This window comes from Falsibacillus albus (assembly GCF_003668575.1).
In the GTDB taxonomy this organism is placed as follows: Bacteria; Bacillota; Bacilli; order Bacillales; family DSM-25281; genus Falsibacillus; species Falsibacillus albus.
Genome location: NZ_RCVZ01000003.1, coordinates 253,923 through 277,272, shown reverse-complemented (window position 1 = coordinate 277,272; position 23,350 = coordinate 253,923). Strand labels below are relative to the sequence as shown.

25 protein-coding genes are annotated in these 23,350 nt (G+C 43.3%); 21 read left to right on the top strand and 4 right to left on the bottom strand.

Annotated elements, in window-relative coordinates:
* The first annotated feature begins 13 nt into the window (after window positions 1-13).
* Window positions 14-526: a GNAT family N-acetyltransferase gene (locus tag D9X91_RS06365; protein WP_121679744.1), complete on the top strand. Its 513-nt coding sequence runs from the start codon at window positions 14-16 to the stop codon at window positions 524-526.
* Between the two features lie 294 nt (window positions 527-820).
* Here D9X91_RS06365 and D9X91_RS06360 read toward each other — a convergent pair whose 3' ends face one another.
* The 3 genes from D9X91_RS06360 to D9X91_RS06350 are packed head-to-tail and all read right to left on the bottom strand — an operon-like array spanning window position 821 to window position 3,165.
* Entirely contained in the window at window positions 821-2,158 is a 1,338-nt protein-coding gene (locus D9X91_RS06360; RefSeq protein WP_121679907.1) for a nucleoside recognition domain-containing protein, read from the bottom strand.
* A 34-nt stretch (window positions 2,159-2,192) separates the two neighbouring features.
* Entirely contained in the window at window positions 2,193-2,921 is a 729-nt protein-coding gene (locus D9X91_RS06355) for a FeoB small GTPase domain-containing protein (RefSeq protein ID WP_121679743.1), read from the bottom strand.
* Window positions 2,905-3,165 carry a FeoA family protein gene (locus D9X91_RS06350; RefSeq protein ID WP_121679742.1) on the bottom strand — a complete coding sequence of 87 codons (261 nt, stop codon included), beginning with the start codon at window positions 3,163-3,165 and terminating at the stop codon, window positions 2,905-2,907. Before D9X91_RS06350 ends, D9X91_RS06355 begins: the two co-directional genes overlap by 17 nt.
* A gap of 303 nt (window positions 3,166-3,468) precedes the next feature.
* Here D9X91_RS06350 and D9X91_RS06345 point away from each other — a divergent pair, with 303 nt between their 5' ends.
* The 15 genes from D9X91_RS06345 (at window position 3,469) to D9X91_RS06275 (ending at window position 19,045) form a co-directional block, all read left to right on the top strand.
* Window positions 3,469-5,553 (top strand): heavy metal translocating P-type ATPase, encoded by a 2,085-nt coding sequence (locus tag D9X91_RS06345; protein WP_121679741.1) that lies wholly within the window; start codon window positions 3,469-3,471, stop codon window positions 5,551-5,553.
* Window positions 5,554-5,957: 404 nt separating this feature from the next.
* Entirely contained in the window at window positions 5,958-6,608 is a 651-nt protein-coding gene (locus D9X91_RS06340) for an HD domain-containing protein (protein WP_121679740.1), read from the top strand.
* A 112-nt stretch (window positions 6,609-6,720) separates the two neighbouring features.
* Complete coding sequence (locus D9X91_RS06335) at window positions 6,721-6,945, top strand: CsbA family protein (protein ID WP_121679739.1); 225 nt, start codon at window positions 6,721-6,723, stop codon at window positions 6,943-6,945.
* A gap of 188 nt (window positions 6,946-7,133) precedes the next feature.
* A complete protein-coding gene (locus D9X91_RS06330) occupies window positions 7,134-8,546 on the top strand; it encodes an MBL fold metallo-hydrolase (protein ID WP_121679738.1) in 1,413 nt (470 codons plus the stop codon).
* A 272-nt stretch (window positions 8,547-8,818) separates the two neighbouring features.
* Window positions 8,819-9,208 (top strand): DsrE/DsrF/DrsH-like family protein, encoded by a 390-nt coding sequence (locus D9X91_RS06325; protein ID WP_121679737.1) that lies wholly within the window; start codon window positions 8,819-8,821, stop codon window positions 9,206-9,208.
* Window positions 9,209-9,273: 65 nt separating this feature from the next.
* Entirely contained in the window at window positions 9,274-9,510 is a 237-nt protein-coding gene (locus D9X91_RS06320) for a glutaredoxin family protein (RefSeq protein ID WP_121679736.1), read from the top strand.
* Between the two features lie 82 nt (window positions 9,511-9,592).
* Complete coding sequence (locus D9X91_RS06315; protein WP_121679735.1) at window positions 9,593-9,853, top strand: metal-sensitive transcriptional regulator; 261 nt, start codon at window positions 9,593-9,595, stop codon at window positions 9,851-9,853.
* A 50-nt stretch (window positions 9,854-9,903) separates the two neighbouring features.
* On the top strand, window positions 9,904-10,263 hold the full coding sequence (locus D9X91_RS06310) for a rhodanese-like domain-containing protein (RefSeq protein WP_121679734.1): 360 nt from the start codon (window positions 9,904-9,906) through the stop codon (window positions 10,261-10,263).
* Window positions 10,264-10,295: 32 nt separating this feature from the next.
* Window positions 10,296-10,856: a sulfurtransferase TusA family protein gene (locus D9X91_RS06305; protein ID WP_121679906.1), complete on the top strand. Its 561-nt coding sequence runs from the start codon at window positions 10,296-10,298 to the stop codon at window positions 10,854-10,856.
* 20 nt (window positions 10,857-10,876) lie between these two features.
* A complete protein-coding gene (locus D9X91_RS06300; protein ID WP_121679733.1) occupies window positions 10,877-12,004 on the top strand; it encodes an MBL fold metallo-hydrolase in 1,128 nt (375 codons plus the stop codon).
* A 45-nt stretch (window positions 12,005-12,049) separates the two neighbouring features.
* Entirely contained in the window at window positions 12,050-12,277 is a 228-nt protein-coding gene (locus D9X91_RS06295) for a sulfurtransferase TusA family protein (protein ID WP_121679732.1), read from the top strand.
* A gap of 66 nt (window positions 12,278-12,343) precedes the next feature.
* Window positions 12,344-13,129, top strand: coding sequence for a sulfite exporter TauE/SafE family protein (locus tag D9X91_RS06290; RefSeq protein ID WP_121679731.1), 786 nt, complete (start codon window positions 12,344-12,346; stop codon window positions 13,127-13,129).
* 515 nt (window positions 13,130-13,644) lie between these two features.
* On the top strand, window positions 13,645-15,618 hold the full coding sequence (gene uvrB / locus D9X91_RS06285) for an excinuclease ABC subunit UvrB (protein WP_121679730.1): 1,974 nt from the start codon (window positions 13,645-13,647) through the stop codon (window positions 15,616-15,618).
* A 6-nt stretch (window positions 15,619-15,624) separates the two neighbouring features.
* Window positions 15,625-18,507, top strand: coding sequence for an excinuclease ABC subunit UvrA (gene uvrA, locus D9X91_RS06280; protein WP_121679729.1), 2,883 nt, complete (start codon window positions 15,625-15,627; stop codon window positions 18,505-18,507).
* 217 nt (window positions 18,508-18,724) lie between these two features.
* Entirely contained in the window at window positions 18,725-19,045 is a 321-nt protein-coding gene (locus D9X91_RS06275) for a DUF4870 domain-containing protein (RefSeq protein WP_233569711.1), read from the top strand.
* Window positions 19,046-19,054: 9 nt separating this feature from the next.
* Here the strand turns inward: D9X91_RS06275 and D9X91_RS06270 are convergent, their stop codons facing one another.
* Window positions 19,055-19,270, bottom strand: coding sequence for a hypothetical protein (locus D9X91_RS06270; RefSeq protein ID WP_121679727.1), 216 nt, complete (start codon window positions 19,268-19,270; stop codon window positions 19,055-19,057).
* A 110-nt stretch (window positions 19,271-19,380) separates the two neighbouring features.
* On the opposite strand from D9X91_RS06270, the gene D9X91_RS06265 reads away from it, so the two are divergent.
* The 5 genes from D9X91_RS06265 to lgt all read left to right on the top strand — a co-directional run bounded on the left by D9X91_RS06265 (window position 19,381) and on the right by lgt (window position 23,339).
* Entirely contained in the window at window positions 19,381-20,493 is a 1,113-nt protein-coding gene (locus tag D9X91_RS06265; protein ID WP_121679726.1) for a DUF4097 family beta strand repeat-containing protein, read from the top strand.
* A gap of 274 nt (window positions 20,494-20,767) precedes the next feature.
* Complete coding sequence (locus D9X91_RS06260; RefSeq protein WP_121679725.1) at window positions 20,768-20,968, top strand: PspC domain-containing protein; 201 nt, start codon at window positions 20,768-20,770, stop codon at window positions 20,966-20,968.
* Window positions 20,968-21,324 (top strand): phage holin family protein, encoded by a 357-nt coding sequence (locus D9X91_RS06255; protein WP_121679724.1) that lies wholly within the window; start codon window positions 20,968-20,970, stop codon window positions 21,322-21,324. Before D9X91_RS06260 ends, D9X91_RS06255 begins: the two co-directional genes overlap by 1 nt.
* A gap of 201 nt (window positions 21,325-21,525) precedes the next feature.
* On the top strand, window positions 21,526-22,464 hold the full coding sequence (gene hprK / locus D9X91_RS06250) for an HPr(Ser) kinase/phosphatase (protein ID WP_121679723.1): 939 nt from the start codon (window positions 21,526-21,528) through the stop codon (window positions 22,462-22,464).
* Between the two features lie 59 nt (window positions 22,465-22,523).
* Window positions 22,524-23,339 (top strand): prolipoprotein diacylglyceryl transferase, encoded by an 816-nt coding sequence (gene lgt, locus D9X91_RS06245; protein ID WP_121679722.1) that lies wholly within the window; start codon window positions 22,524-22,526, stop codon window positions 23,337-23,339.
* The last annotated feature ends 11 nt before the right edge of the window (window positions 23,340-23,350 follow it).

Here is a 23,350-nt window from a genome sequence, read left to right as displayed (position 1 = left end):
AGGAGAATGGACCATGGAATATCGTGTATTGACACCAGATGACGCAGAGGAATATTTGCGGATACGCTTAGAGGGGTTAAAAGGAAATCCAGAAGCATTTGCCACTACATATGAGGATAAAGTAAATGAGAAGGATGCCTTGAAAAAAACGGCGGGTAGACTGACGACAACGGATGATGTGTTTACGATGGGCGCATTTTCCGATGGCAAGCTGGTCAGTGTGGTCACCTTTGTCAGGGAGATGGCACCAAAGCTTCATCACAAAGCCTCTATCTTCGCAGTGTATACCTCCCCGGAATATCGGGGAAAGGGAATCGCCAGACAGCTATTCCTGGAACTGCTTGAAAAGGTGAAGGGATTTAAGGGACTGGAGCAGCTTCATTTGACAGTCGTTTCAGATAATCTTGCAGCCATTCATTTGTACAAGTCGCTAGGGTTTGAAAAGTTCGGAACAGAAAAAAATGCGATGAAGCACGGGGACCGGTATTGGGACGAGGATCTGATGGCGCTATTTTTGAAATGGTGAAAAACTCGGTGGTTCCCGGGTTTTTTTCATGTTTTTCGGCTGTTATTTGCCAGCGATTCCTATTGAATCAATGATTTTAGTAGTGGTTCATTGCTTGTGGAATTGGATATCAGCGAAATATTAAATATATCTTCGAAAATCCGAATTTATCTCCGAAAATGGACAATATATCTTCGAAAACCCCAATTTATCGATTATTCTACATAAAATGACAATCTTCGCGGGACCACGCTGTACAGCACCAATTCCCATACAAAAAAGACCGGGCTTATTCGCCCGGTCGTTCCATTGTATTTAAACCCATCCCAATGCACGGACAACCTGGGCGACAATGAACGTGACAGCAAGTGCGATCCCGGTTGGAATGGCAAAGGCCATGAAGGTCCATTTTTTGCTTTTCGTTTCTTTGTAAATATTGACGAGTGTAGTCCCACACGGGAAATGCAGCAATGAAAACAGCATCATGTTTAATGCAGTCAGCCAAGTCCAGCCATGGTCAAGGAAAATCTGCTTCAATGCATGGAGGTCATCCACTTCTGTCAGGGCGCCGGTCGAAAGATAGCCCATCAATAAAATTGGCAGGACTATTTCATTCGCTGGAAGTCCGATAATGAATGCCATCAAAATGTATCCATCCAATCCCAATGCTTTCGCAAAAGGATCAAGGAAGTCGACAAGATAAACCAGGATGCTTGTGTCCCCTATATAAATATTCGCCAGTACCCAGGTGGCGATACCTGCAGGCGCCGCCACTTTGACCGCCCTCATCAACACGTTCCATGATTTATCGATGCTTGAACGTACGATTGTATTGATGATTTTTGGCCGGCGGTAGGGAGGAAGCTCCAGTGTATAGTGTGTAGGAACCCCTTTGAGTGCTGTTTTTGAAAGGACCCAAGATACGGATAGGGTGACGATGATTCCCACAATGACCATTCCGACCACAACGCCGGCAGTGACAAGCGTTCCCATTCCTCCTGTATATCCTGCCGCCATGAACAGGGAGGCAAGCAGGATCAATGTCGGCCATCTCCCGTTACATGGTACAAAGTTGTTTGTCAGGATGGCGAGCATCCTTTCCCTTGGAGATTCGATGATGCGTGTCGACATGATTGCTGCGGCATTGCATCCAAATCCCATGGCCATCGTAAGCGATTGTTTTCCATGGGCGCCGGATTTTTTGAACAAACGGTCCATATTGAACGCCACCCTAGGCAGATATCCGTAATTCTCCAGCAGGGCGAATATCGGGAAGAATATTGCCATCGGAGGGAGCATGACACTGACAACCCAAGCGGTGCCCCGATACAGACCGAGGACCAGGATTCCGTGAAGCCACTCCGGGGAATGGAAAAATTCAAATGCTTTCGTTAAATATCCTTCGAGCCATCCAAAGAATTCAGCAAGCATCGAGGACGGGACATTTGCGCCGGCGATCGTCAAATAAATAACGACGGAAAGCATGGCAAGCATGATCGGAAAGCCGAAAATCGGTGAAGTGAAAATTTTATCCAATTTCTCATTATGCCTTAATTTATCCTGGTTTTTGACCGAGACGATGCCGCTGCAAATTTCACGTGTGTTTTTGAAAATCTGTCCGACCATTTCATCACGCGTATGGTCGCTGGACATGCCATCTGCCTGTTGAACGAGACGGTCGAATACATTAGATGCTGAATGCTGCACCTTGATTCCTCCCCCTTGGGCTAATCGTTTTCAGCCTCATTTTTAATTCGTTCATTAACTCCTTGTCTCCATCCAATAACCGCAAGGCGATCCAGCGCGTCGGATACTCGTTTCCAAACAATTCTTCAATGGAGGGCTCCAAAGCCTTCACCTTTTCTTCGATTTCAGGTGAATAGCGAATGGAATAAGGGTTCACCTTGATCTGACCGAGCACCATCTTTTCGATCGTCTCCAGCAGTTCCGTTATTCCTTCATTATTTCGGGCTGAAATTTTGATGACTGGGACCCCAAGCTTTTCTCCAAGCTTTTCGGCATTGATTTCGATGCCTTTTTTCCTTGCTTCATCCATCAGGTTCAAGCAAATAATTACCCGGTCCGTCATTTCAAGCACTTGGAGGGCAAGGTTCAGGTTTCTCTCCAAGGAAGTGGCGTCCAATACGACCAGGGTAATATCCGGTTTTTCAAACACAATATAATTGCGTGCAACTTCTTCATCGGCTGAGTTGGAAAATAAAGAATAAGTGCCTGGTAAATCAATCATGCGATATTCGCGGTCCTTATGCTTAAAATAGCCTTCCGCATGAATGACGGTTTTGCCCGGCCAGTTCCCGGTATGCTGCTTCAGTCCGGTCATCCGGTTGAATAAAGTGCTTTTTCCTGTATTCGGATTTCCTGCAAGGGCAATGGTGAACTTAACTGAAGGATCCATCCTCGATCAACTCCCCAATGATTTTTGAACTCTCCTCACGTCTCAATGCGATTGTCGTATTGCTAACATGAAAGGCAACCGGATCGCCGAGCGGACTCTTCTGCAAGACCTTTACTGTGCTTTCGGGAACAAACCCAAGGTCCAGTAAGCGCCGCCTCATCGTCCCTTCTAAATGCAGCTTTTTAATAGTAAAACTTTGCCCGGTTTCAGCTTCGCTTAAAGGCAATAATTTAGACGAGCTCATATTATTTCACATCCACAAAATATTTTTGATTAAAACATTAAAGTTTCCCGTGACCAACTTTTGATTATATCCTATGCATTATGCTCCGATTTGTCAACAGAATATTTTTCAGAAAATAAATAAAAAATAAATTCGGTGTTTAAACAGTTATTAATCAAACGTTTGATTAAAAATGGTGAAAAATATGCTTTTGACTCAGAACCAAGTTTTCATTACAATCATAATATGAGCATATATTCATATAAAATATTTTTGACCGTCAAAGTGTTGACTTAACTTATAGGTTTACGGGAGGTTTTTTGTATGGCCGAATACAAGCTGCAAGGCCTGTCATGTGCCAATTGTGCAAGGGAGCTTGAGGAGGAAATCAATAAACTGGAGCATGGGGATGATGCAAAAATATTATTCAACTCCAGCAAGCTCGTGTTGAATGACCGAATCGATCGGCAGCGTGTGGATAAAATCCTTGCATCTGATGGTGCAAAGATTATCGATGAGTCTCTGGAAGAAGAGCCAGAGGGGCAACATGAGCATACCCATGAAAAAGCAGATCGCCTAAAATTGATGCTTGCCCTGTCTGTGCTGTTGTTTGCCGGAGCGATTTTTATCGATTACCAATGGAATCACCTGGCGGCCGTTTTCTTCTTTTTATTTGCCACTGTACTGAGTGGGCATAAAACGTTCGTGAAAGGATTTAAAAATCTTTTCAAGTTGAAATTCAATATTGATACGTTGATGACCGTTGCCCTCGTCGGTGCATTTGCAATCGGTGATTGGAGAGAGGGAACGTTCGTCGCCATCCTGTTCGGGCTGAATGAATATTTGGAGGGGCTTGGGATGGAAAAGGCGCGCCGTTCCATGGAGGCTCTTCTAAAGGTGGCGCCCAAGGAAGCCACCCTTTATGAAAATGGCATTGAGAGAACGGTTGCCATTGATTCGTTAAAAAAAGGAGACTTGGTCATCGTCAAGGCCGGGGAGAAAATCCCTTCCGATGGGGTCATTGCAGAAGGTATCAGCTCTGTCAATGAAGCGGCCATCACCGGTGAGTCAATGCCGGTCGAAAAATTCGACGGTGAAAACGTTTTTGGAGGAAGCATTAATAATGAAGGTGTCCTGAAGGTGAGAATTCTAAAGCCATATAAGGACTCTTCATTGTCCAAAATTCTTCATTTGGTGGAAGAGGCGCAGGAAACGAAGACCCCGACCGAACAGTTCATCAATCGGTTTGCGAAATACTACACGCCAATCGTGATGCTGATTTCAATCTTTGTCATGGTTTTTCCACCATTATTCATGAGCGGCAATTGGGGAGAATGGTTCTACCAAGGGCTGGCGGTATTGATCGTCGGTTGTCCGTGCGCCCTGATTTTATCTTCGCCGATTGCCATCGTGTCGGGGATTACACGCAATGCGCGCAATGGCATCCTCGTAAAAGGCGGTGTCTTTCTTGAAAAGCTCGGTAAAATAGATACCATCGCGTTTGATAAAACTGGGACATTGACAAAGGGGGCGCCCTTCGTTGAAAAAGTGAAGGTCTATGATGAAGAGTTGTTTTTCAAAATTGCAGGCTCAGTCGAAAAAAGCTCTTCGCATCCGATTGCACAGGCAGTCATGGAAAAGTTGAGTGAAAATGAATGGGTATATTTCAAGCCTGAGCGAATCCAGACTGTAGCGGGTCAGGGTGTCATTGCCCATATTAATGGGAAGGAATACCGAGTGGGTAATGAAAAGAGCCTGATGATCGATGTTCCTGCAGACATTCAAATCGCAATCAATGAATTGAAAAACGAGGGATTCACGCTCGTTATTGTTTCAGATGAGGACCATATTTTGGGCATGTTTGGGTTGCGGGATTCATTAAGGGATGAAAGCAGGGAGATCATTTCAAGTTTGAATGATTCCGGAATCCAGACGGTGATGCTGACCGGTGACCATCAGCTCATGGCAGAAAAAGTGGCCGGGCAAATCGGTTTGACGGATTATTATGGCGGTTTGATGCCGGAAGAAAAAGTGGAAAAGGTGAAAGAACTCACCATGAATGGACGTGTAGCCATGATTGGTGACGGCATTAATGATGCACCTGCATTGGCCATGGCAGATCTCGGGATCGCCATGGGGAAAGGGACGGATAGTGCGATCGAAACTGCGGATATCGTTCTCATGCAGGACCATTTGGGCAAGCTGCCGGCAGCGATCAAAATTTCCAAACGAGTGAATCGTGTCATTCGGTGGAATATCGGGATGGCGCTGGGATTGAAGCTCATTGCCTTGCTCTTGACCATCCCCGGGCTGTTGACACTTTGGATTGCCATCCTATCTGATATGGGGGCAACCATTCTGGTAACCTTGATCAGTTTGACCGTTATGATTGAAAGAAAAAAGTATTAGCTTGAGAGGAAGGCTGGCAATCGTGCCGGCCTTTTTTGAGTCTGCCTTTTCAATAATATTGTGATTGCTTTTTTTTATTATTTCACCATTTGATGTTGATTAGAGCGGAAAGTGCGGGACTTCGTTGAAATCACCACCCGCCCTAGAGCGGAAATAAACCATGCATAACCACTGACAACTAACAGCAAACTTTTCGAAAAGAGCCTCTATAGTCACTATTTGGATTTTTATTGAAGAAATATCTATGTAAGAAGTCACTTATAGATACCTTCATACGTATAATAAGAAGATTTAAAGCAAAACAGCAATCGGAGCATTGGATGCACTAAATAATTTGATTTTAGTTGAATCTTCCAGCCGGAAGTGATAAAATCCTTCGAAATACTTTAAAAAAGGTGATAGACATGGGTGTTCATAACTATTTTAAAAGTTTATCCGACTTGGAAAAACTGATCCGCTGTCCAGGGAAGTTTAAATATCACGAGCATACCGTGGCAAGCCATTCTTTTAAGGTCACGAAAATTGCTCAATTCCTGGGGACGATAGAAGAGAAAAATGGACAGGAAGTGAACTGGAAAACGTTATATGAGAAAGCTCTGAATCATGACTACGCAGAACTGTTTACGGGCGATATCAAAACGCCTGTCAAATATGCTTCAAAAGAGCTGCGGGAATTATTCAGCCAAGTTGAAGAGGAGATGTCGAAGAAATTCATTGAAAAAGAATTTCCCGAAGATATCCAAGGGGCCTATTTTGCCCGTTTCAAGGAGGGAAAGGATGATACCCTGGAAGGTAAGATATTATCGGTCGCTGATAAAATCGATTTGCTTTACGAATCCTTCGGTGAAATTCAAAAAGGAAATCCAGAGCCGCTTTTTTGGGAGATCTATCAGGAAGCCCTCAGTACCATCTTAAAATTCAAAGAGCTTGCCAGTGTCCAATATTTCTTGAACGACATCCTTCCAGATATGCAAAACGAGCGTTTTATCGATCAAAGTGAATTAAACGAAATTACCGATAAGATGATTTCTTCTGCAATAAATGAAATTAAATGAATAAAATGAAAATTATTTTTATGTTAAATGTTGCCTAACCACTCCCATTTGTGAAAAAATAGAATTTGTAGCGTTTTCACAATGTTCAATACGTTCATGGGAGGATTTGAACATGTTCGATAAAGTTATATCCGCGATCTTTCTGCCTGGGCTGCTTGTCATATTATTCTCGAGGGTCACTTATAACCGCATCATCGGGTTGATTTTGACCGTTGCCCTGATTGCAGCTTCTGCTTATAAAGGATATACACACACGTTTCCCCTTATTGTCATCGATGCAGCATCCCTCACACTCGGTTTTTATTATGCAGAAAAAATATTAAAAAAAGACGTCTGATGAAGAGATTCCAAATAAAATCTTCTGCAGACGTTTTTTAATAAGTAAACATGGACCTTGAATAAAGATCACTTAATGGTGGAAAATTAAAAAATGATGTTTGAAAAGATTTGAAAAGGGAACTGATAAAGTATACAATATACCCATAGGGGTAATTTGGAGATAAAAATAAAGGAGGCAATAATGATATGTTTTTAAGAAGTTTTTTTGATGCAGATTTAGCTCAGTACTCTTATATGATCGGCTGCCAGAAAACAGGTGAGGCGATTGTAATCGATCCTGCAAGGGACATCACGCCATATATCAAGACGGCAAAAAAAGAAGGGTTCCATCTTGCAGCAGCTGCGGAGACACATATTCATGCCGACTTTGTGTCCGGAGCACGAGAGCTTGCCGAGAAGCATGATGTCACGCTTTATCTTTCCGATGAAGGTGATGAATCATGGAAGTATCAGTATTTAACCGGACTTTCTTATGAATTGGTGAAGGAAGGTTCCATCATTAATGTAGGAAACGTAGAATTAGAGGTCTTGCATACCCCGGGACATACCCCCGAGAGCATTTCGTTCTTGCTTACAGATAAAGGCGGGGGCTCTGAAGTTCCAATGGGTATTTTCACAGGCGACTTTGTCTTTGTTGGAGATGTCGGCCGTCCCGACCTGTTGGAGAAAGCAGCGGGTGTGAAAGGAACATCAGAAAAAGGGGCCAAGGATATGTTCCATTCGTTGAAAAAATTCAAGGAACTGCCTGACTATTGTATGGTTTGGCCGGGACATGGAGCTGGAAGCGCCTGCGGAAAATCACTTGGAGCTGTCCCACAATCGACTGTCGGCTATGAAAAGATCAATAACTGGGCATTGAAAATCAATGATGAAGCGGAATTTGCGAAGGCATTGTTGAGCGATCAGCCAGAAGCACCATCTTACTTTGCAATGATGAAAAAAGTGAACAAGGAAGGACCAGCATTATTATCGGAAGACGAGGTTCCATTTCTTGAAGGTGAAAAAGAGCTGAAAAAAGCTGTTGAAGAAGGCGAAAGTTCTGTATTGATCGATACGAGACCTGCCAAGGATTATGCTGAAGGGCATATTAAAGGTTCCATCAATATTCCATACAATAAAATCTTTACAAATTGGGCAGGGTGGATTGTTGGTTATGATCAAGACATCATCCTGATAACGGATGAAATCGATCAGGTCGTAAAATCTCTTCATTCAATCGGCTTCGATCGAATCAAGGGATATACAGGAACAGATGTCCTTCAAGAGTGTAAGGGAAATCTTGAAACCTATTCTACAGAATCCGTTAATGAACTTATGAGGGAGTACGATGATTCTTCCAACTATGTTATTGATGTCCGTAATGACCAAGAATGGAAAGACGGACATATTCCGGGAGCCCATCACTTTATGTTGGGTCACTTGAAAGAGCATGTGAAAGAAATTCCGGAAAATAAAAAATTGATCGTCCACTGTCAATCCGGAGCTCGTTCGGCCATCGCAACAAGCCTGCTTCAAGCAAACGGCTTTAAACAGATCGTCAATATGGACGGCGGGATTGCGGCTTGGAAGAAAGCAGATGGTCCGGTAGAAAAAGAATGATTACGGATGATTTGTTTTATAAAATCGGATGCCTTTTGTAAAAAAATTTAGTGTTGATTGGAGTGGGAGGTGCGAGAATCCTTTCGCTCCAATCAACTTTACTTATGTGAATAATAACAAAAAACTTTAAGAATACAGCCCAAATTCAAAATGGGCTTAGACAAAAAGAAAAATAAATATTCGGCCATTGACAAAATACCTAAAGGGGTATAGTATAAATACCGTATTAGGTATTAACCAACAAAAATTATTTTTCAGGAGGAATTTAAATTATGAAAGTAGCTATTATATCAGCAAACGGAAGTTTATTTGATGCATATAAAGTATTCAATATTGCAACAGCGGCAGCTGCAACAGATGCAGAAGTCGGCATTTTCTTCACATTTGAAGGTTTGAACCAAATCCACAAAGAAGGATTGAAAAACCTTCCGTTGCCAGAAGGTAAAGAGCATTTCCAAGAAGGCTTTAAACAAGCAAACGTTCCATCTGTTGAAGAATTAGTTGGAATGGCTCAAGAAATGGGCGTTAAGTTGATCGCTTGCCAAATGACAATGGACGTAATGGGTCTTGAAAAAGAGCAATTCGTCGATGGCATTGAAGTTGGAGGAGCAGCATCCTTCTTGAACTTCGCGAAAGATGCAGATATGACATTAACATTCTAAGATTCTTTGGATAATATTCTGTTGATCGGCTAACAAAGATCTTATATGAAAGGGAGAATATAGAGATGAATCATGATGTGACCGTATATACGACCACAACGTGTCCTTATTGTGTAATGGTGAAAAATTTTCTTAAAGAGAAAAATGTACCGTTCCAAGAGGTGAATGTACAAAGGGATGCAGCCGCCGCGAGAAAGCTGGTCGAGACGACCGGTCAAATGGGTGTGCCGCAAACTGAAATCAACGGAAAGTGGGTTATTGGATTCGATCCAAATGCCATCATGAACCTTCTCTCTAAATAACCCTCCGCCACCCCGCCCCCATTGGTGCCAGGCACCTGGTGGGCGGGCTGGTATTAATTGCTGTATAGAGGAGGAGCAGTACATGGAATATTCAAAAGAAGTCAAAAATCGTCTTAAGCGTGTGGAAGGCCAACTGAAAGGTGTGCTTCGCATGATGGACGAACAGAAGGATTGCAGTAATGTAGTGACACAGCTCAGCGCTGTCAAAGGTGCGCTTGAACGAACAATTGGAGTCATTGTCAGCGAGAATTTGGAGCAATGCGTTCGAAACAACATCGAAAAAGGTGAAGAAACAGAAACATTGGTAAAAGAAGCAGTTCAATTATTAGTAAAAAGCCGATAAATTTTTTTAATTAAAAATATACCCCGTGTGGTACTAATGGAGGATTCAACATGAATTGGATTCAGTATGTAATAATCGCGATCATCCTTATTTATTTCATTCGAACAATCATGCCAGCTAAAGGCATTCAACATATAGATGCTGCGACATTGAAAACTCAGCTGAAAGACAGGAAAAAGCAATTTGTAGATGTACGCACTCCGGGTGAATATAACACTCGTCATATAAAAGAATTTCGCAACATTCCTCTTCATGAACTCGGCGGCAAAGCTTCTGAACTTAAAAAAGATGAAGAGATTGTAGTCATTTGCCAAAGCGGCATGCGCAGTCAAAAAGCAGCGAAGCTATTGAAGAAAAAAGGCTTTGAAAAAGTGACGAATGTACGTGGTGGAATGAGTGCTTGGAGATAATCACGGAACAACAAGAAAGGGGATTTAACTTAATGATTAAAACAGACTTGACTCTAGATGCAAAAGGCTTGGCATGCCCGATGCCTATCGTGAAAACCCGGAAATCCATGAATGAAATTGAAGCTGGCCAGGTGCTCGAAGTCCTTGCAACCGATAAAGGATCTAAAGCAGATATGGCCGCTTGGGCTGAGAGCTCCGGCCATCAATATTTAGGAACAATCGAAGAAGGCGAATTGTTAAAGCACTATATCCGTAAAGCCAGCAATAGCGAAGAAGCGGTAGAGAAAAAATTTGAAATGACTATCGATAATGAAGAACTGGCCAATAAATTGAACGACGATGCCATCATTGTAGATGTAAGGGAACCCGCAGAATATTCATTCGGACATATACCGGGAGCTGTATCCATTCCATTGGGTGAAATCGAGGCAAGAGCAGAAGAATTGGATGATTCAAAAGAAATCTTTGTTGTCTGCCGTACTGGCAGCCGCAGTGATTTTGCCTGCCAAAAGCTCCAAAGCAAAGGCTTTAAGAAAATCTATAATGTGGTGCCTGGAATGTCCAAGTGGGATGGACCTCTGGAGAATCAATAAAAGGGGAGGAAATTATCAATATGTTAACTGCAATGACAGCGAAAGAAGCAGCAAAGAAAGTTCTTTCAAAAGAAGACTTATTTATTTTGGATGTACGCAACGAAGATGCCTATAAAGATTGGAAGATCGAAGGGGAGAATGTTAAATCCATCAATGTCCCTTACTTTGATTTATTGGATGGCGTAGATGGAATCCTTGATCAGCTTCCTAAAGAAAATGTATTGGTCGTTTGTGCAAAAGAAGGCTCATCCATGTTTGTCGCAGGTGAACTAGTGGAGGCAGGAATTAAGAATGTTTCCTATCTTGAAGGCGGTATGAAAGCCTGGAGCGAATATCTTGAGCCGGTAAAAGTAGGAGATCTATCCAACGGCGGAGCACTTTATCAATTTGTCCGCATCGGCAAAGGATGCCTTTCTTATTTAATTGAATCTGACGGCAAGGCGATGATCATTGATAGTGCCCGTACAATCGATGCTTATCTTGATTTTGCAAAGGAAAACAAGTTGTCGATTATCCATGCAGCAGATACGCATTTACATGCAGACCATATCTCTGGCGGCCGTAAAATTGCCGAAGCAGCGGGTGCCCAATACTGGCTGCCTCCTAAGGATGCAGAAGAAGTGACGTTTGATTACAACAAACTAGTCGAAGGTACAGAGCTTCAAATCGGTCAGACAACTGTTCAAGTTCAGCCATTATATTCACCTGGACATACGATTGGCTCAACGTCCTTTATCATTGATGATCAATATTTGCTCACAGGTGATATCTTATTCGTCGAATCAATCGGACGTCCAGACTTGGCGGGTAAAGCGGAAGATTGGGTAAGCGATTTGCGTAATACACTTTACAGCCGCTACAAGGAATTGTCTGATGATTTAATGGTGCTCCCTGCCCATTTCGGAACGATGAGTGAAATCGGAGAAAATGGACTAGTGGCAGCTAGACTGGGCGATTTATTTGCAAAAAATGCAGGATTGAACGTAGAGGATGAGGCGGAATTCCGCAAGCTTGTGACCGAAAATCTGCCGCCCCAGCCGAATGCATATCTAGAAATCCGTCAAACGAATATGGGTAAAATACAACCAAACGAAGAAGAACAAAGAGAAATGGAAATCGGACCTAACCGCTGCGCAGTGCACGGGTAAGAGTTCATCAATCAATCTATTTACGAAATTAGGAGGAATACAAACATGAATGCAGCGAAAATCATTGATGCAACAGGATTATCATGTCCAATGCCGATCATCAAAACAAAAAAAGCGATTGATAGCATCGAGAGCGGTGAAGTGATCGAGCTTCATGCAACGGATAAAGGTTCCACAACAGATTTGAAAGCATGGACAGAATCAACCGGCAATAAGCTAGTCGATGCAAAAGAAGAAGACGGAGTATTCAAATTCTGGATTCAAAAAGCCTGACTATAACTTTACATCTTTGGTGCCAGGCACCCAGGTGCCTGGCACCGGAGGGGAGGGGTAAGATAAATGGATTATAGTATGGCTTTTATCATCACTATTTTTATATTGGGCTTTATAGGATCATTCATTTCGGGGATGGTTGGAATCGGAGGTTCTGTCATCAACTATCCTTTGCTTTTATTCGTTCCGCCTCTGATCGGTTTTGCTTCGTTCACAGCTCATGAAGCATCAGGAATAACGGCAGTCCAAGTATTCTTTGCCACGCTCAGTGGTGTGTGGGCATACCGTAAAGATGGTTATCTCAATAAAAAGCTGATTATTTATATGGGGATAGCAGTCTTGATCGGAAGTCTTCTTGGCGGCTTCGGCTCAGACCATATGTCGGAAGGGAACATCAATGTCGTATACGGTATTTTAGCCATATTAGCAGTTATATTAATGTTCATTCCTAGAAAGGGAAAAGAAGACAGACCCAATAATGAAGTTGAATTTTCGAAATGGCTTGCGTCATCATTGGCATTTATCGTAGGTGTTGCAGCAGGGATCGTTGGAGCAGGCGGTGCATTTTTGCTTGTGCCGATCATGCTCGTCGTCTTGAAAATCCCTGTGAGGATGACGATTGCTAGTTCATTGGCCATAACTTTTATATCCTCGATCGGTTCAATGTCTTCCAAGATCATCACAGGCCAAGTACTATTGATTCCCGCCATCGTGCTTGTCATTGCAAGCATTATTGCGTCACCGCTTGGAGCCAAGGTTGGTAAAAAAGTAAACACGAAGTTTTTGCAAATCTTCCTTGGCATTTTGATTTTGGCAACGGCCATCAAGATTTGGTTAGATATTTTAATGTGAAAGAAATTCCTGACTATAGGGGAAAATTATAGATAGAGTAAAAAGGCATCCGGATACGATTATTTCGGATGCTTTTTTTTGTCAAAACGATCGGGAAGGATGATAATGGCTCGAATGTTGATTGGAGCGGAACTTGCTAGACTCTTGAGGGCTCACCGCCAGCACCTCGGAATTCAACCATACTCAGCCTTTTAGGAAAAGAACCAATCTTTACGAAACAGCCAATAATTTAAAAATGAGATTGCTGCCAGACTAAAGGTGAATCAAAAAAGCGAAAGTTTGTTCGCTTTTTGTTGGTTAGAAAGATGGGTAATGTGGTAGAATGATGATGAGCAAAAATATGTAAATCAATATAGTAAAAATATACTTTTTATATAAAGGCTTTTTTCTCAAAAATTGTTGGTTTTAGCTGTTTCTAAAAATCATTTAATTCACCTCTTTATTTGTTTAATAGCAACAAAACTTGTGCAAGAACCTGAATAATAAACCGAAACCAAAGTATGGGAGGCTTTGCTTTGAAAGATCAATTTGAACTTGTATCGAAATATGAACCACAGGGCGATCAACCGGAAGCGATAAAGAAAATCGTAAAAGGGATCAATAACGGCAAGAGGCATCAAACACTGCTTGGTGCAACAGGGACCGGGAAGACCTTTACCGTCTCAAATGTGATTAAAGAAGTGAACAAACCTACTTTGGTCATTGCCCATAATAAAACGTTGGCTGGTCAATTATACAGTGAATTTAAGGAATTCTTCCCGAACAATGCGGTAGAATATTTCGTCAGCTACTATGACTACTATCAACCAGAAGCCTATGTTCCGCAGACCGATACATTCATTGAAAAAGATGCAAGCATCAATGATGAAATTGATAAACTGCGCCATTCTGCCACATCCTCCTTATTTGAAAGGAAGGATGTCATCATCATTGCCAGTGTATCGTGCATTTATGGCTTGGGTTCCCCTGAAGAATACCGTGAACTCGTACTGTCGCTTCGTGAAGGCATGGAGATTGAGAGGAATCAGCTGCTCCGCAAGCTGGTAGACATTCAATATGAAAGAAATGATATTGACTTCCGCCGCGGGACATTCCGGGTCCGCGGGGATGTTGTCGAGATCTTCCCTGCATCCCGGGATGAGCATTGCATCCGCGTCGAGTTTTTCGGAGATGAGATCGACCGGATCCGCGAAGTGGACGCATTGACAGGTGAAATCATGGGCGACAGGGATCATGTGGCCATCTTCCCTGCATCCCACTTCGTCACACGAGAAGAAAAAATGAAGCTTGCGATTGAAAATATTAAGGAAGAACTTGAAGCACAATTGAAAGTGCTAAGGGAAAATAATAAGCTGCTTGAAGCGCAAAGGCTGGAGCAGAGGACCCGATATGATATCGAAATGATGCAGGAAATGGGATTCTGTTCGGGAATCGAGAACTATTCCCGCCATTTGACGTTGAGGCCACCAGGCTCAACACCATATACGCTGCTTGACTATTTCCCGGATGACTTCCTCCTTGTTGTGGATGAGTCCCATGTGACGCTTCCCCAAATCCGCGGAATGTACAACGGGGACCAGGCAAGGAAAGGTGTGCTTGTGGACCATGGCTTCCGCCTTCCATCAGCGCTTGATAACCGTCCATTGAAATTTGAAGAGTTTGAAAAGCGTGTCCATCAAAACGTTTATGTATCTGCGACACCAGGGCCGTATGAGATGGAGCATACCCCTGAAATGGTCGAACAGATCATCCGTCCGACAGGCCTGCTGGATCCGACAATCGATGTCAGGCCGATCGAGGGGCAAATTGACGATCTCCTTGGTGAAATCAATGAGAGGGTCGAAAAGAATGAACGTGTCCTTGTCACGACATTGACCAAAAAAATGTCCGAGGATCTTACCGCATATTTAAAGGAAATCGGGGTAAAAGTAGAGTATTTGCATTCCGAAATCAAGACGCTTGAGCGAATCCAAATCATCAGAGACCTGCGCTTAGGAAAGTTTGATGTTCTAGTGGGAATCAATCTATTGAGGGAAGGTCTTGATATCCCTGAGGTTTCCCTGGTTGCGATCCTTGATGCCGATAAGGAAGGCTTCCTGCGTTCAGAACGTTCGTTGATCCAGACCATGGGGCGTGCTGCCAGGAACGCAAACGGTCATGTCATCATGTATGCCGATAAAATCACCGATTCAATGGAAAAGGCGATGGACGAGACGAAACGGCGCCGTGAAAAGCAGGAAGCTTATAATGAAGAGCATGGCATCACACCAAAAACAATCATAAAAGAAGTCCGGGATGTGATTCGCGCCACCCATGCTGCAGAAGAAGAGGAAGAATATAAACCAACGGCAGCTAAGATGACGAAAAAAGAAAAAGAATCGCTGATCGAGAAAATGGAGCTCGAAATGAAGGAAGCGGCCAAGGCATTGGACTTCGAAAGAGCTGCCCAGCTGCGTGATTCAATTTTAGAGTTGAAAGCGGAAGGATGAGCTTTAATGGGAATGGATAAAATCATTGTAAAAGGAGCAAGAGCTCATAATCTTAAAAATATTGATGTGACGATTCCAAGGGATCAATTAGTAGTGTTGACGGGATTATCAGGTTCAGGAAAATCATCACTTGCCTTTGACACCATTTATGCGGAGGGGCAGCGCAGATACGTCGAGTCTTTATCCGCATATGCCCGCCAATTCCTTGGCCAGATGGATAAACCTGATGTCGATGCGATCGAAGGCCTTTCACCGGCGATCTCGATCGACCAAAAAACGACGAGCCGCAACCCGCGCTCCACTGTTGGAACGGTGACAGAAATCTATGACTATCTTCGATTATTGTATGCACGTGTCGGGCGGCCGATCTGTCCGATTCATGATATTGAGATCACTTCACAGACGGTCGAGCAAATGGTCGATAGAATCTTGGAATATCCTGAAAGAACAAAGCTGCAGATTTTGGCCCCGGTCGTATCCGGGAGGAAGGGCACCCATGCCAAAACACTAGACGAAATTAAGAAGCAGGGATATGTAAGGGTCCGCATCGACAATGAATTGCAAGATCTTGGTGAAGAAATAGAGTTGGAGAAAAATAAGAAGCATTCTATCGAAGTGGTCGTTGATCGGATCGTGGTGAAGGATGGCGTTGCTGCAAGGCTCGCTGATTCGTTGGAAACAGCTCTTAAGCTTGGGGATGGAAGAGTCATCATCGATGTCATCGGTGAAGAAGAGCTCTTGTTCAGCGAGCATCATGCATGTCCGATTTGCGGATTTTCCATTGGGGAGCTAGAACCGAGGATGTTCTCCTTTAACAGTCCTTATGGCGCTTGCCCTGACTGCGATGGCCTCGGAAGCAAGCTTGAGGTTGATCGTGAGCTGGTCATCCCGAATTGGGACCTTTCACTGAAAGAGCATGCAATTGCGCCGTGGGAGCCTACAAGTTCCCAATACTATCCTCAATTGTTGGAAGCGGTATGCACACATTTCGGCATTGATATGGATGTCCCTGTCCATAAAATCCCGAAGAATCTAATGGATAAGGTGCTCTACGGTTCCGGAAATGAAAAAGTATATTTCCGCTACGAAAATGACTTTGGTCAAGTGCGTGAGAACTATATCCATTTTGAAGGTGTCATTTCAAATATCGAGAGGCGGTATCGTGAAACAAGCTCCGATTATATCCGTGAGCAAATGGAAAAGTATATGGCCCAGCAGAACTGTCCGACTTGTGGAGGACATCGTTTGAAGCCTGAAAGCCTGGCAGTGAAGATCGATCAAAAGCATATCGGGGAAATCACCTCCTATTCCATTGAGGAAGCTGAACAGTTTTTTAAGCAGCTTGAACTGACTGAGAAGGAAATGAAGATTGCCCATATGATCTTCAGGGAAATTTGTGAACGTCTCGGATTCTTAGTCAATGTCGGCCTCGATTATTTGACATTGAGCCGTTCTGCGGGAACATTATCCGGCGGGGAAGCACAAAGGATAAGGCTTGCCACCCAAATCGGCTCAAGGCTGACTGGGGTCCTTTACATTTTGGATGAACCGTCGATCGGCCTTCATCAGCGCGATAATGACCGGCTGATTGAAACACTTAAGAATATGCGTGATATCGGTAATACATTGATTGTTGTCGAGCATGACGAGGATACGATGCTTGCAGCAGATTACTTGATTGATGTAGGTCCCGGAGCCGGTGTCCATGGCGGGGATATTGTTTCTGCAGGAACGCCTGAGCATGTCATGAACGATGAAAACTCGCTGACTGGGCAATACCTATCAGGCAAAAAATTCATCCCGCTTCCGTTTGAACGTCGAAAGAGCGACGGGCGCTATCTTGAAATCAAAGGGGCGAAAGAAAATAATCTGAAGAACGTCAATGTAAAATTTCCATTGGGCAGCTTTATTTCTGTCACAGGCGTTTCCGGTTCTGGAAAAAGTACATTGATCAATGAAATCCTTCATAAATCGCTTGCGCAAAAGCTTCATAATGCGAAAAGCAAGCCGGGTGAACATAAAGAAATCAAAGGGATCGAACATTTGGAAAAGGTCATTGACATCGACCAATCGCCAATCGGCCGGACGCCGCGTTCCAATCCTGCCACCTATACTGGCGTGTTTGATGATATCCGTGATGTATTTGCATCCACGAATGAAGCGAAGGTAAGGGGCTATAAAAAAGGACGATTCAGTTTCAATGTGAAGGGCGGACGCTGTGAAGCCTGCCGTGGGGATGGAATCATAAAGATCGAGATGCATTTCCTTCCGGATGTTTATGTGCCTTGCGAGGTTTGCCACGGGAAGCGTTATAACCGTGAAACATTGGAAGTGAAATATAAAGGCAAGAATATTGCTGATGTCCTCGGTATGACGGTCGAAGATGCCCTTGAATTCTTTGAAAACATTCCAAAGATCAGCCGGAAGCTTCAAACCATTTTTGACGTCGGGTTAGGGTATATCCAACTTGGGCAGCCGGCAACTACCCTTTCCGGAGGTGAAGCGCAAAGGGTTAAGCTTGCTTCTGAGCTTCACCGCAGGTCTACAGGTAAATCGATGTACATTCTCGATGAACCAACAACCGGTCTTCATGTTGATGATATCGCTAGATTACTGATCGTGCTTCAAAGGCTTGTTGAAAATGGAGACACGGTCCTAGTCATCGAACATAATCTTGATGTAATCAAGGCAGCAGACTACATTGTCGATTTGGGACCTGAAGGCGGCGATAAAGGCGGCACCATCCTCGCGACAGGAACGCCTGAAAAAATTGCTGAAAATCCTGATTCCTATACAGGCAAATATTTAGCGCCGATTCTCCAGCGTGATCGTGACCGCATGGAAAAACGGATACATGAACAGGAAAAAGCTGAGGTTACCTCTTCATAAAAATCAAGCGCTCTGGCGCTTGATTTTTTAATACCATCCTTCAGCCCTCCACATTAGGTGACAGGCACCAAGAGGGAGGGGTTGGATTCCATCTGCGGACCGATGGAATTGGGAGGGGGAAATGAGATAATGGGATTATAGAAAAAGAAATGGCATATGGTTATGCATGAAACTTTTCTGTTGGGTTCATCGTATAGATATCAAGGAGTTGATATTTTTGAACGATAACAGCAACAAAGCGATTTCTTCTTTATGTTATTTCAGTGTGTTTTTTGCAGGATTCATACTTCCGCTGATCGTTTGGCTCGTTGTAAAGGACTCCGAAGTGAAACGACATGCAAAAAGCGCATTGATCTCACATATCATCCCCGTCATCACCATTCCGTTTATTATCGGGGCTGTATTCATGGACATAGGGACATTTTCGTCCGGAACCGGAATTCCCGGGTTTTTCATCATCGCCATCGTCCTTTCGATTCTTTTATCGCTCATAGTCGTCATCTGGAATGTTTACAAAGGGATCAAAGTGCTTTTATAAAAGGCTATGTTAAAGCTTATTATTGATTTTAGCCTGTTTCAAGCTGTTGATTGGAGCACAAGCCGGAGACTCCAGCGGGAAATGCGGAGTCAGGGAGATCCCGCAGCGAAGCCAGGAGAGGTAAGGCGGATGTTCGATTAAGTTCGGCACGTCCTTGAAAAATGGCAGGCATTTTTCTTCGTGCGATGTGTCGCTGTCGAAGAGTTCCTTGTCCTGTGCCAACATCGAACGACCTCACTTCGAGTGAGTCCCGCGGAAAACGAGGACCTGCGTGGAAATCAACAGCGGTGCTTAACAGAGCCTTATAAAAAACATATCCTGAAGGAGGAAATACGATGCAAAATGAACGTAAACGAATTTTAGATATGGTTGAAAAGGGGACACTATCCGCAAAAGAAGCATTGACATTGCTCGAAGCCCTCGAAGAAGCTGAAACAATCAAGGATCAAAAGGAAAAAGACATCTTTAATGAAATTTCACGTGAAGTAGAGAAAAAGGATCGAGAAAGCAATGAAAGGTACCATAAGTACTCCCAACAATTTTCGGATACGAAAGATAAGGTAATGGATTTCGTCAACACCACCCTTCAAAAAATCAAAGATTTCGAATTTGATTTTCAGTTCGGTCAGTCGGTTGAAATCACTCACGCCTTCGAAGAGGCAGATGTATTCCTTTCGCATATGGATATTGATGTCGCAAATGGAAAAGTAGATGTGAAGTCATGGGATCGAAATGACCTCCTTATCGATTGCCATGCGAAAGTATACCGCACAGAAGACCCTGAAGAAGCGCAAGACACGTTCTTAAAGAACACTTTATATACTCTGGATAATGGCAAGATGCGCTTTTCTACACAGCTAAAATGGATGAAGGTGGACACCACGATTTTCGTGCCAAGGGATCATTATGAAAAATTGAATGTTCGTATTTTCAATGGCGCCTTTCACTCGAATGAGCTTGATGTCGATGATTTCACCGCCAAATCTGCAAATGGCAAAATGAATATGAGCGGACTCAGGACAAAGAAACTTGAAGCGGAGACTGCAAATGGTCATATTACCATCCATGATAGTTCTGCTGAAAAGCTTGAAGCGGAAACGATCAATGGTGCACTGAAGATCGATGGTTCTTTTGAAAAAGTCGACCTTCAATCATTTAATGGAAATGTGGTTTGTCAATTTAAAAATGATACCGTCGACTCCCTTCATGTTAAAGCGGTAACCGGGAATGTCGATGTTTATGTACATGAGAATGTTGCCATGGAAGGGGAATTGAAGACGAATTTAGGTGGTTTCAAGCTTGAGCTCGAGGGAATGAATGTACTAGAAGAAAAGAGTGAAATCGCCCAGAAGCAGTTGAAATTCCAGCGAAAAGGCACCACTGAATCGCCGATGCATGTGTTTGCGGATACGAAAACCGGCTCCATCTTCATTAAGAAGCTTTCGTAGGCAGCTTGATCCGGCAATGGGGACATATGAGCAGGCATCATCTTTTCTTCTATAAAAGTCATATCCCTCAAATATGTTCTTTTTTCTAAGGCTATTTTCATAACTAAGATGATTGGAGCGCCAACCGGGGCCCCCCTCCATTAACGGGCATCCTGCAGGCGAAACCAGCCATACACAATCTTTAATGATCAACATGAAAAGAGAACCTCATAAAAAAGAGGGAAATGACGAATCTTAATAAAAACTAAGCATAGGATGAAGGAGAGATACCATCATGAAAAAGCTAGCGCGTTCACGTTCGAACCGAAAGATTGCAGGAGTATTAGGAGGGATTTCCAATTCGATTGGAATCGATGCAAATATCTTGAGAGTATTGTTCATCATCCTCCTGTTTCCAACGGGCGTGTTCCCTTTGCTTATCACATACGGCTTGCTTTTGTTCGTATTACCTAATGAAGAGGATGTTATTACGTAATGAGATGGCTGATTGGAATTTTATTGAATGCAGTTTTATTTATCGCCATAGCAGGATTCTTTGACGGTTTTCATGTGTCAGGATTTGGAGCTGCCGTCACAGCAAGCTTCATATTATCCATTTTGAATGTACTGGTGAGGCCGATCCTGATCATTTTGACATTGCCTGTGACCATATTAACGCTAGGATTGTTCTTATTCGTCATCAATGCGATCACGCTCATCATCACAGAGCAGATCATGGGCGGTGCACTTGAAATCGATGGGTTTGGCATGGCGTTTCTCGTGTCGATCATCATGTCTATTGCCAATGTGATCATTCACAAAGCAGTCCTTGATCCATGGAAGGAGCGATAAAGCTGTTTTCACATTTGTGGAAATAGCTTTATTTTTTTGAAAGACTACTTTTCAACATTCAGTATTGAAACATCTATGGAAAATAATGATTCAGAAAAAACTTTGGTGGCTTGACCTTGTGGTAAAATGCTAAAATAGAAAAGGTGTACAGTTTTTTGCTGGGTATCTTAATTTGCTGCAGGATTAAAGGAGGATGCCAAGGTGGCTAAAGTTCGAACAAAAGATATTATCGACAAATTTGATTTAGAATTAGTGAGTGGAGAAGAAGGGATCCATCGTCCAATCGTGACAAGCGATTTATCACGTCCAGGTCTGGAAGTGGCAGGGTTCTTTAATTATTATCCATCGGAACGCGTTCAGCTATTGGGAAAAACCGAGCTGTCTTTTTTTGAAAGATTGGATGATGCCGAACGGAAGATCCGGATGGAAAAACTGTGTACGGATGTCACACCGGCTATCATCATTTCCAGGGACTTGCAGGTTCCGCCGGAGTTGATCGAGGCATCAGAACGCAATTCCGTACCTGTCATGACCTCTACGATGAAGACGACCAGGCTTTCAAGCAGACTCACGAATTTTCTGGAAGGAAAATTGGCTCCGACCACAGCCGTCCACGGTGTGCTTGTTGACATTTATGGCGTCGGTGTGTTGATTACGGGAAAAAGTGGTGTCGGTAAAAGTGAAACGGCGCTTGAGCTCGTAAAGCGAGGACATCGCCTCGTCGCAGATGATTGCGTCGAAATTCGTCAAGAAGATACAGATACATTAATCGGCAGTTCACCTGAACTAATTGAACACTTGCTTGAAATCAGGGGACTGGGAATCATTAACGTCATGACGTTATTTGGTGCAGGCGCAGTTCGGACGCATAAACGGATTACCTTGGTAGTGAACCTCGAACTTTGGGATCAAAACAAGCATTACGATCGGTTGGGTCTGGAAGAAGAGAAGATGAAAATCATCGATACCGATATTACGAAGCTGACGATTCCTGTTCGGCCTGGCCGAAACCTTGCGGTTATCATTGAGGTGGCAGCAATGAACTTCCGATTGAAACGAATGGGTGTCAATGCCGCAGAGCAATTTACAAACCGTCTTTCGGATGTCATTGAAGACGGAGATGAAAACGAAGAATTATAGAGAGAAAATATTGGGAGTTATAGGGCTGCTTTTATACTAATTATTAAGGAGCAGATGTGATGAATTCAACAATTCAACCGCTTAATCCGATTGCTTTTCATTTAGGGCCATTGGAAGTGCACTGGTATGGAATTATCATTGGGTGCGGAATAGCATTAGGATTATATTTGGTCATCCGAGAAGGAGAAAGACGTGGATTGCCAAAAGATACATACGCTGATTTATTGATATGGGCGATTCCTATATCGATCATTTGCGCCAGGGCCTACTATGTTTTATTCGAATGGGGTTATTATGCCAAGCATCCGAACGAAATCGTCCAGATTTGGCATGGCGGCATCGCCATACACGGGGCGCTCATCGGTGCCATTGCAACAACCCTTATCTACTCTAGGATCAAAAATGTTTCCTTTTGGAAGCTGGCAGATATTGCAGCACCAAGCATCATCATTGGACAGGCGATCGGCCGCTGGGGAAATTTCATGAACCAGGAGGCACATGGTGGGGAAGTGAGCAGACACTTTTTGGAAAGCCTTCATCTCCCTCAATTTATCATTAATCAAATGTATATTGATGGGCACTATTATCATCCTACCTTTTTATATGAATCCATCTGGGATTTCCTTGGATTCATCCTCCTCATGTCATTGAGAAGAGTGAACTTAATGCGCGGGGAAGTGTTTCTCAGTTATGTAATCTGGTATTCCATCGGCAGGTTCTTCGTCGAGGGAATGAGAACTGACAGCTTGATGCTGACGAATACGTTGAGGATGGCACAGGTCATTTCCATTGTATTAGTGGCGGTTTGCCTTATTTTGTGGGTGGTCAGAAGAAAGACGGGCATGGCTCATAAAAGATATTTAGCTAAAGATTAAGGCGAGGGGAT

Bases quoted from the DNA above. Each gene is read 5' to 3' on its own strand.
- D9X91_RS06365 (WP_121679744.1), top strand. From the start codon at position 14: ATGGAATATCGTGTATTGACACCAGATGACGCAGAGGAATATTTGCGG.
- D9X91_RS06360 (WP_121679907.1), bottom strand. From the start codon at position 2,158: ATGTCCAGCGACCATACGCGTGATGAAATGGTCGGACAGATTTTCAAA.
- D9X91_RS06355 (WP_121679743.1), bottom strand. From the start codon at position 2,921: ATGGATCCTTCAGTTAAGTTCACCATTGCCCTTGCAGGAAATCCGAAT.
- D9X91_RS06350 (WP_121679742.1), bottom strand. From the start codon at position 3,165: ATGAGCTCGTCTAAATTATTGCCTTTAAGCGAAGCTGAAACCGGGCAA.
- D9X91_RS06345 (WP_121679741.1), top strand. From the start codon at position 3,469: ATGGCCGAATACAAGCTGCAAGGCCTGTCATGTGCCAATTGTGCAAGG.
- D9X91_RS06340 (WP_121679740.1), top strand. From the start codon at position 5,958: ATGGGTGTTCATAACTATTTTAAAAGTTTATCCGACTTGGAAAAACTG.
- D9X91_RS06335 (WP_121679739.1), top strand. From the start codon at position 6,721: ATGTTCGATAAAGTTATATCCGCGATCTTTCTGCCTGGGCTGCTTGTC.
- D9X91_RS06330 (WP_121679738.1), top strand. From the start codon at position 7,134: ATGTTTTTAAGAAGTTTTTTTGATGCAGATTTAGCTCAGTACTCTTAT.
- D9X91_RS06325 (WP_121679737.1), top strand. From the start codon at position 8,819: ATGAAAGTAGCTATTATATCAGCAAACGGAAGTTTATTTGATGCATAT.
- D9X91_RS06320 (WP_121679736.1), top strand. From the start codon at position 9,274: ATGAATCATGATGTGACCGTATATACGACCACAACGTGTCCTTATTGT.
- D9X91_RS06315 (WP_121679735.1), top strand. From the start codon at position 9,593: ATGGAATATTCAAAAGAAGTCAAAAATCGTCTTAAGCGTGTGGAAGGC.
- D9X91_RS06310 (WP_121679734.1), top strand. From the start codon at position 9,904: ATGAATTGGATTCAGTATGTAATAATCGCGATCATCCTTATTTATTTC.
- D9X91_RS06305 (WP_121679906.1), top strand. From the start codon at position 10,296: ATGATTAAAACAGACTTGACTCTAGATGCAAAAGGCTTGGCATGCCCG.
- D9X91_RS06300 (WP_121679733.1), top strand. From the start codon at position 10,877: ATGTTAACTGCAATGACAGCGAAAGAAGCAGCAAAGAAAGTTCTTTCA.
- D9X91_RS06295 (WP_121679732.1), top strand. From the start codon at position 12,050: ATGAATGCAGCGAAAATCATTGATGCAACAGGATTATCATGTCCAATG.
- D9X91_RS06290 (WP_121679731.1), top strand. From the start codon at position 12,344: ATGGATTATAGTATGGCTTTTATCATCACTATTTTTATATTGGGCTTT.
- uvrA (WP_121679729.1), top strand. From the start codon at position 15,625: ATGGGAATGGATAAAATCATTGTAAAAGGAGCAAGAGCTCATAATCTT.
- D9X91_RS06270 (WP_121679727.1), bottom strand. From the start codon at position 19,270: ATGTTGGCACAGGACAAGGAACTCTTCGACAGCGACACATCGCACGAA.
- D9X91_RS06265 (WP_121679726.1), top strand. From the start codon at position 19,381: ATGCAAAATGAACGTAAACGAATTTTAGATATGGTTGAAAAGGGGACA.
- D9X91_RS06260 (WP_121679725.1), top strand. From the start codon at position 20,768: ATGAAAAAGCTAGCGCGTTCACGTTCGAACCGAAAGATTGCAGGAGTA.
- D9X91_RS06255 (WP_121679724.1), top strand. From the start codon at position 20,968: ATGAGATGGCTGATTGGAATTTTATTGAATGCAGTTTTATTTATCGCC.
- lgt (WP_121679722.1), top strand. From the start codon at position 22,524: ATGAATTCAACAATTCAACCGCTTAATCCGATTGCTTTTCATTTAGGG.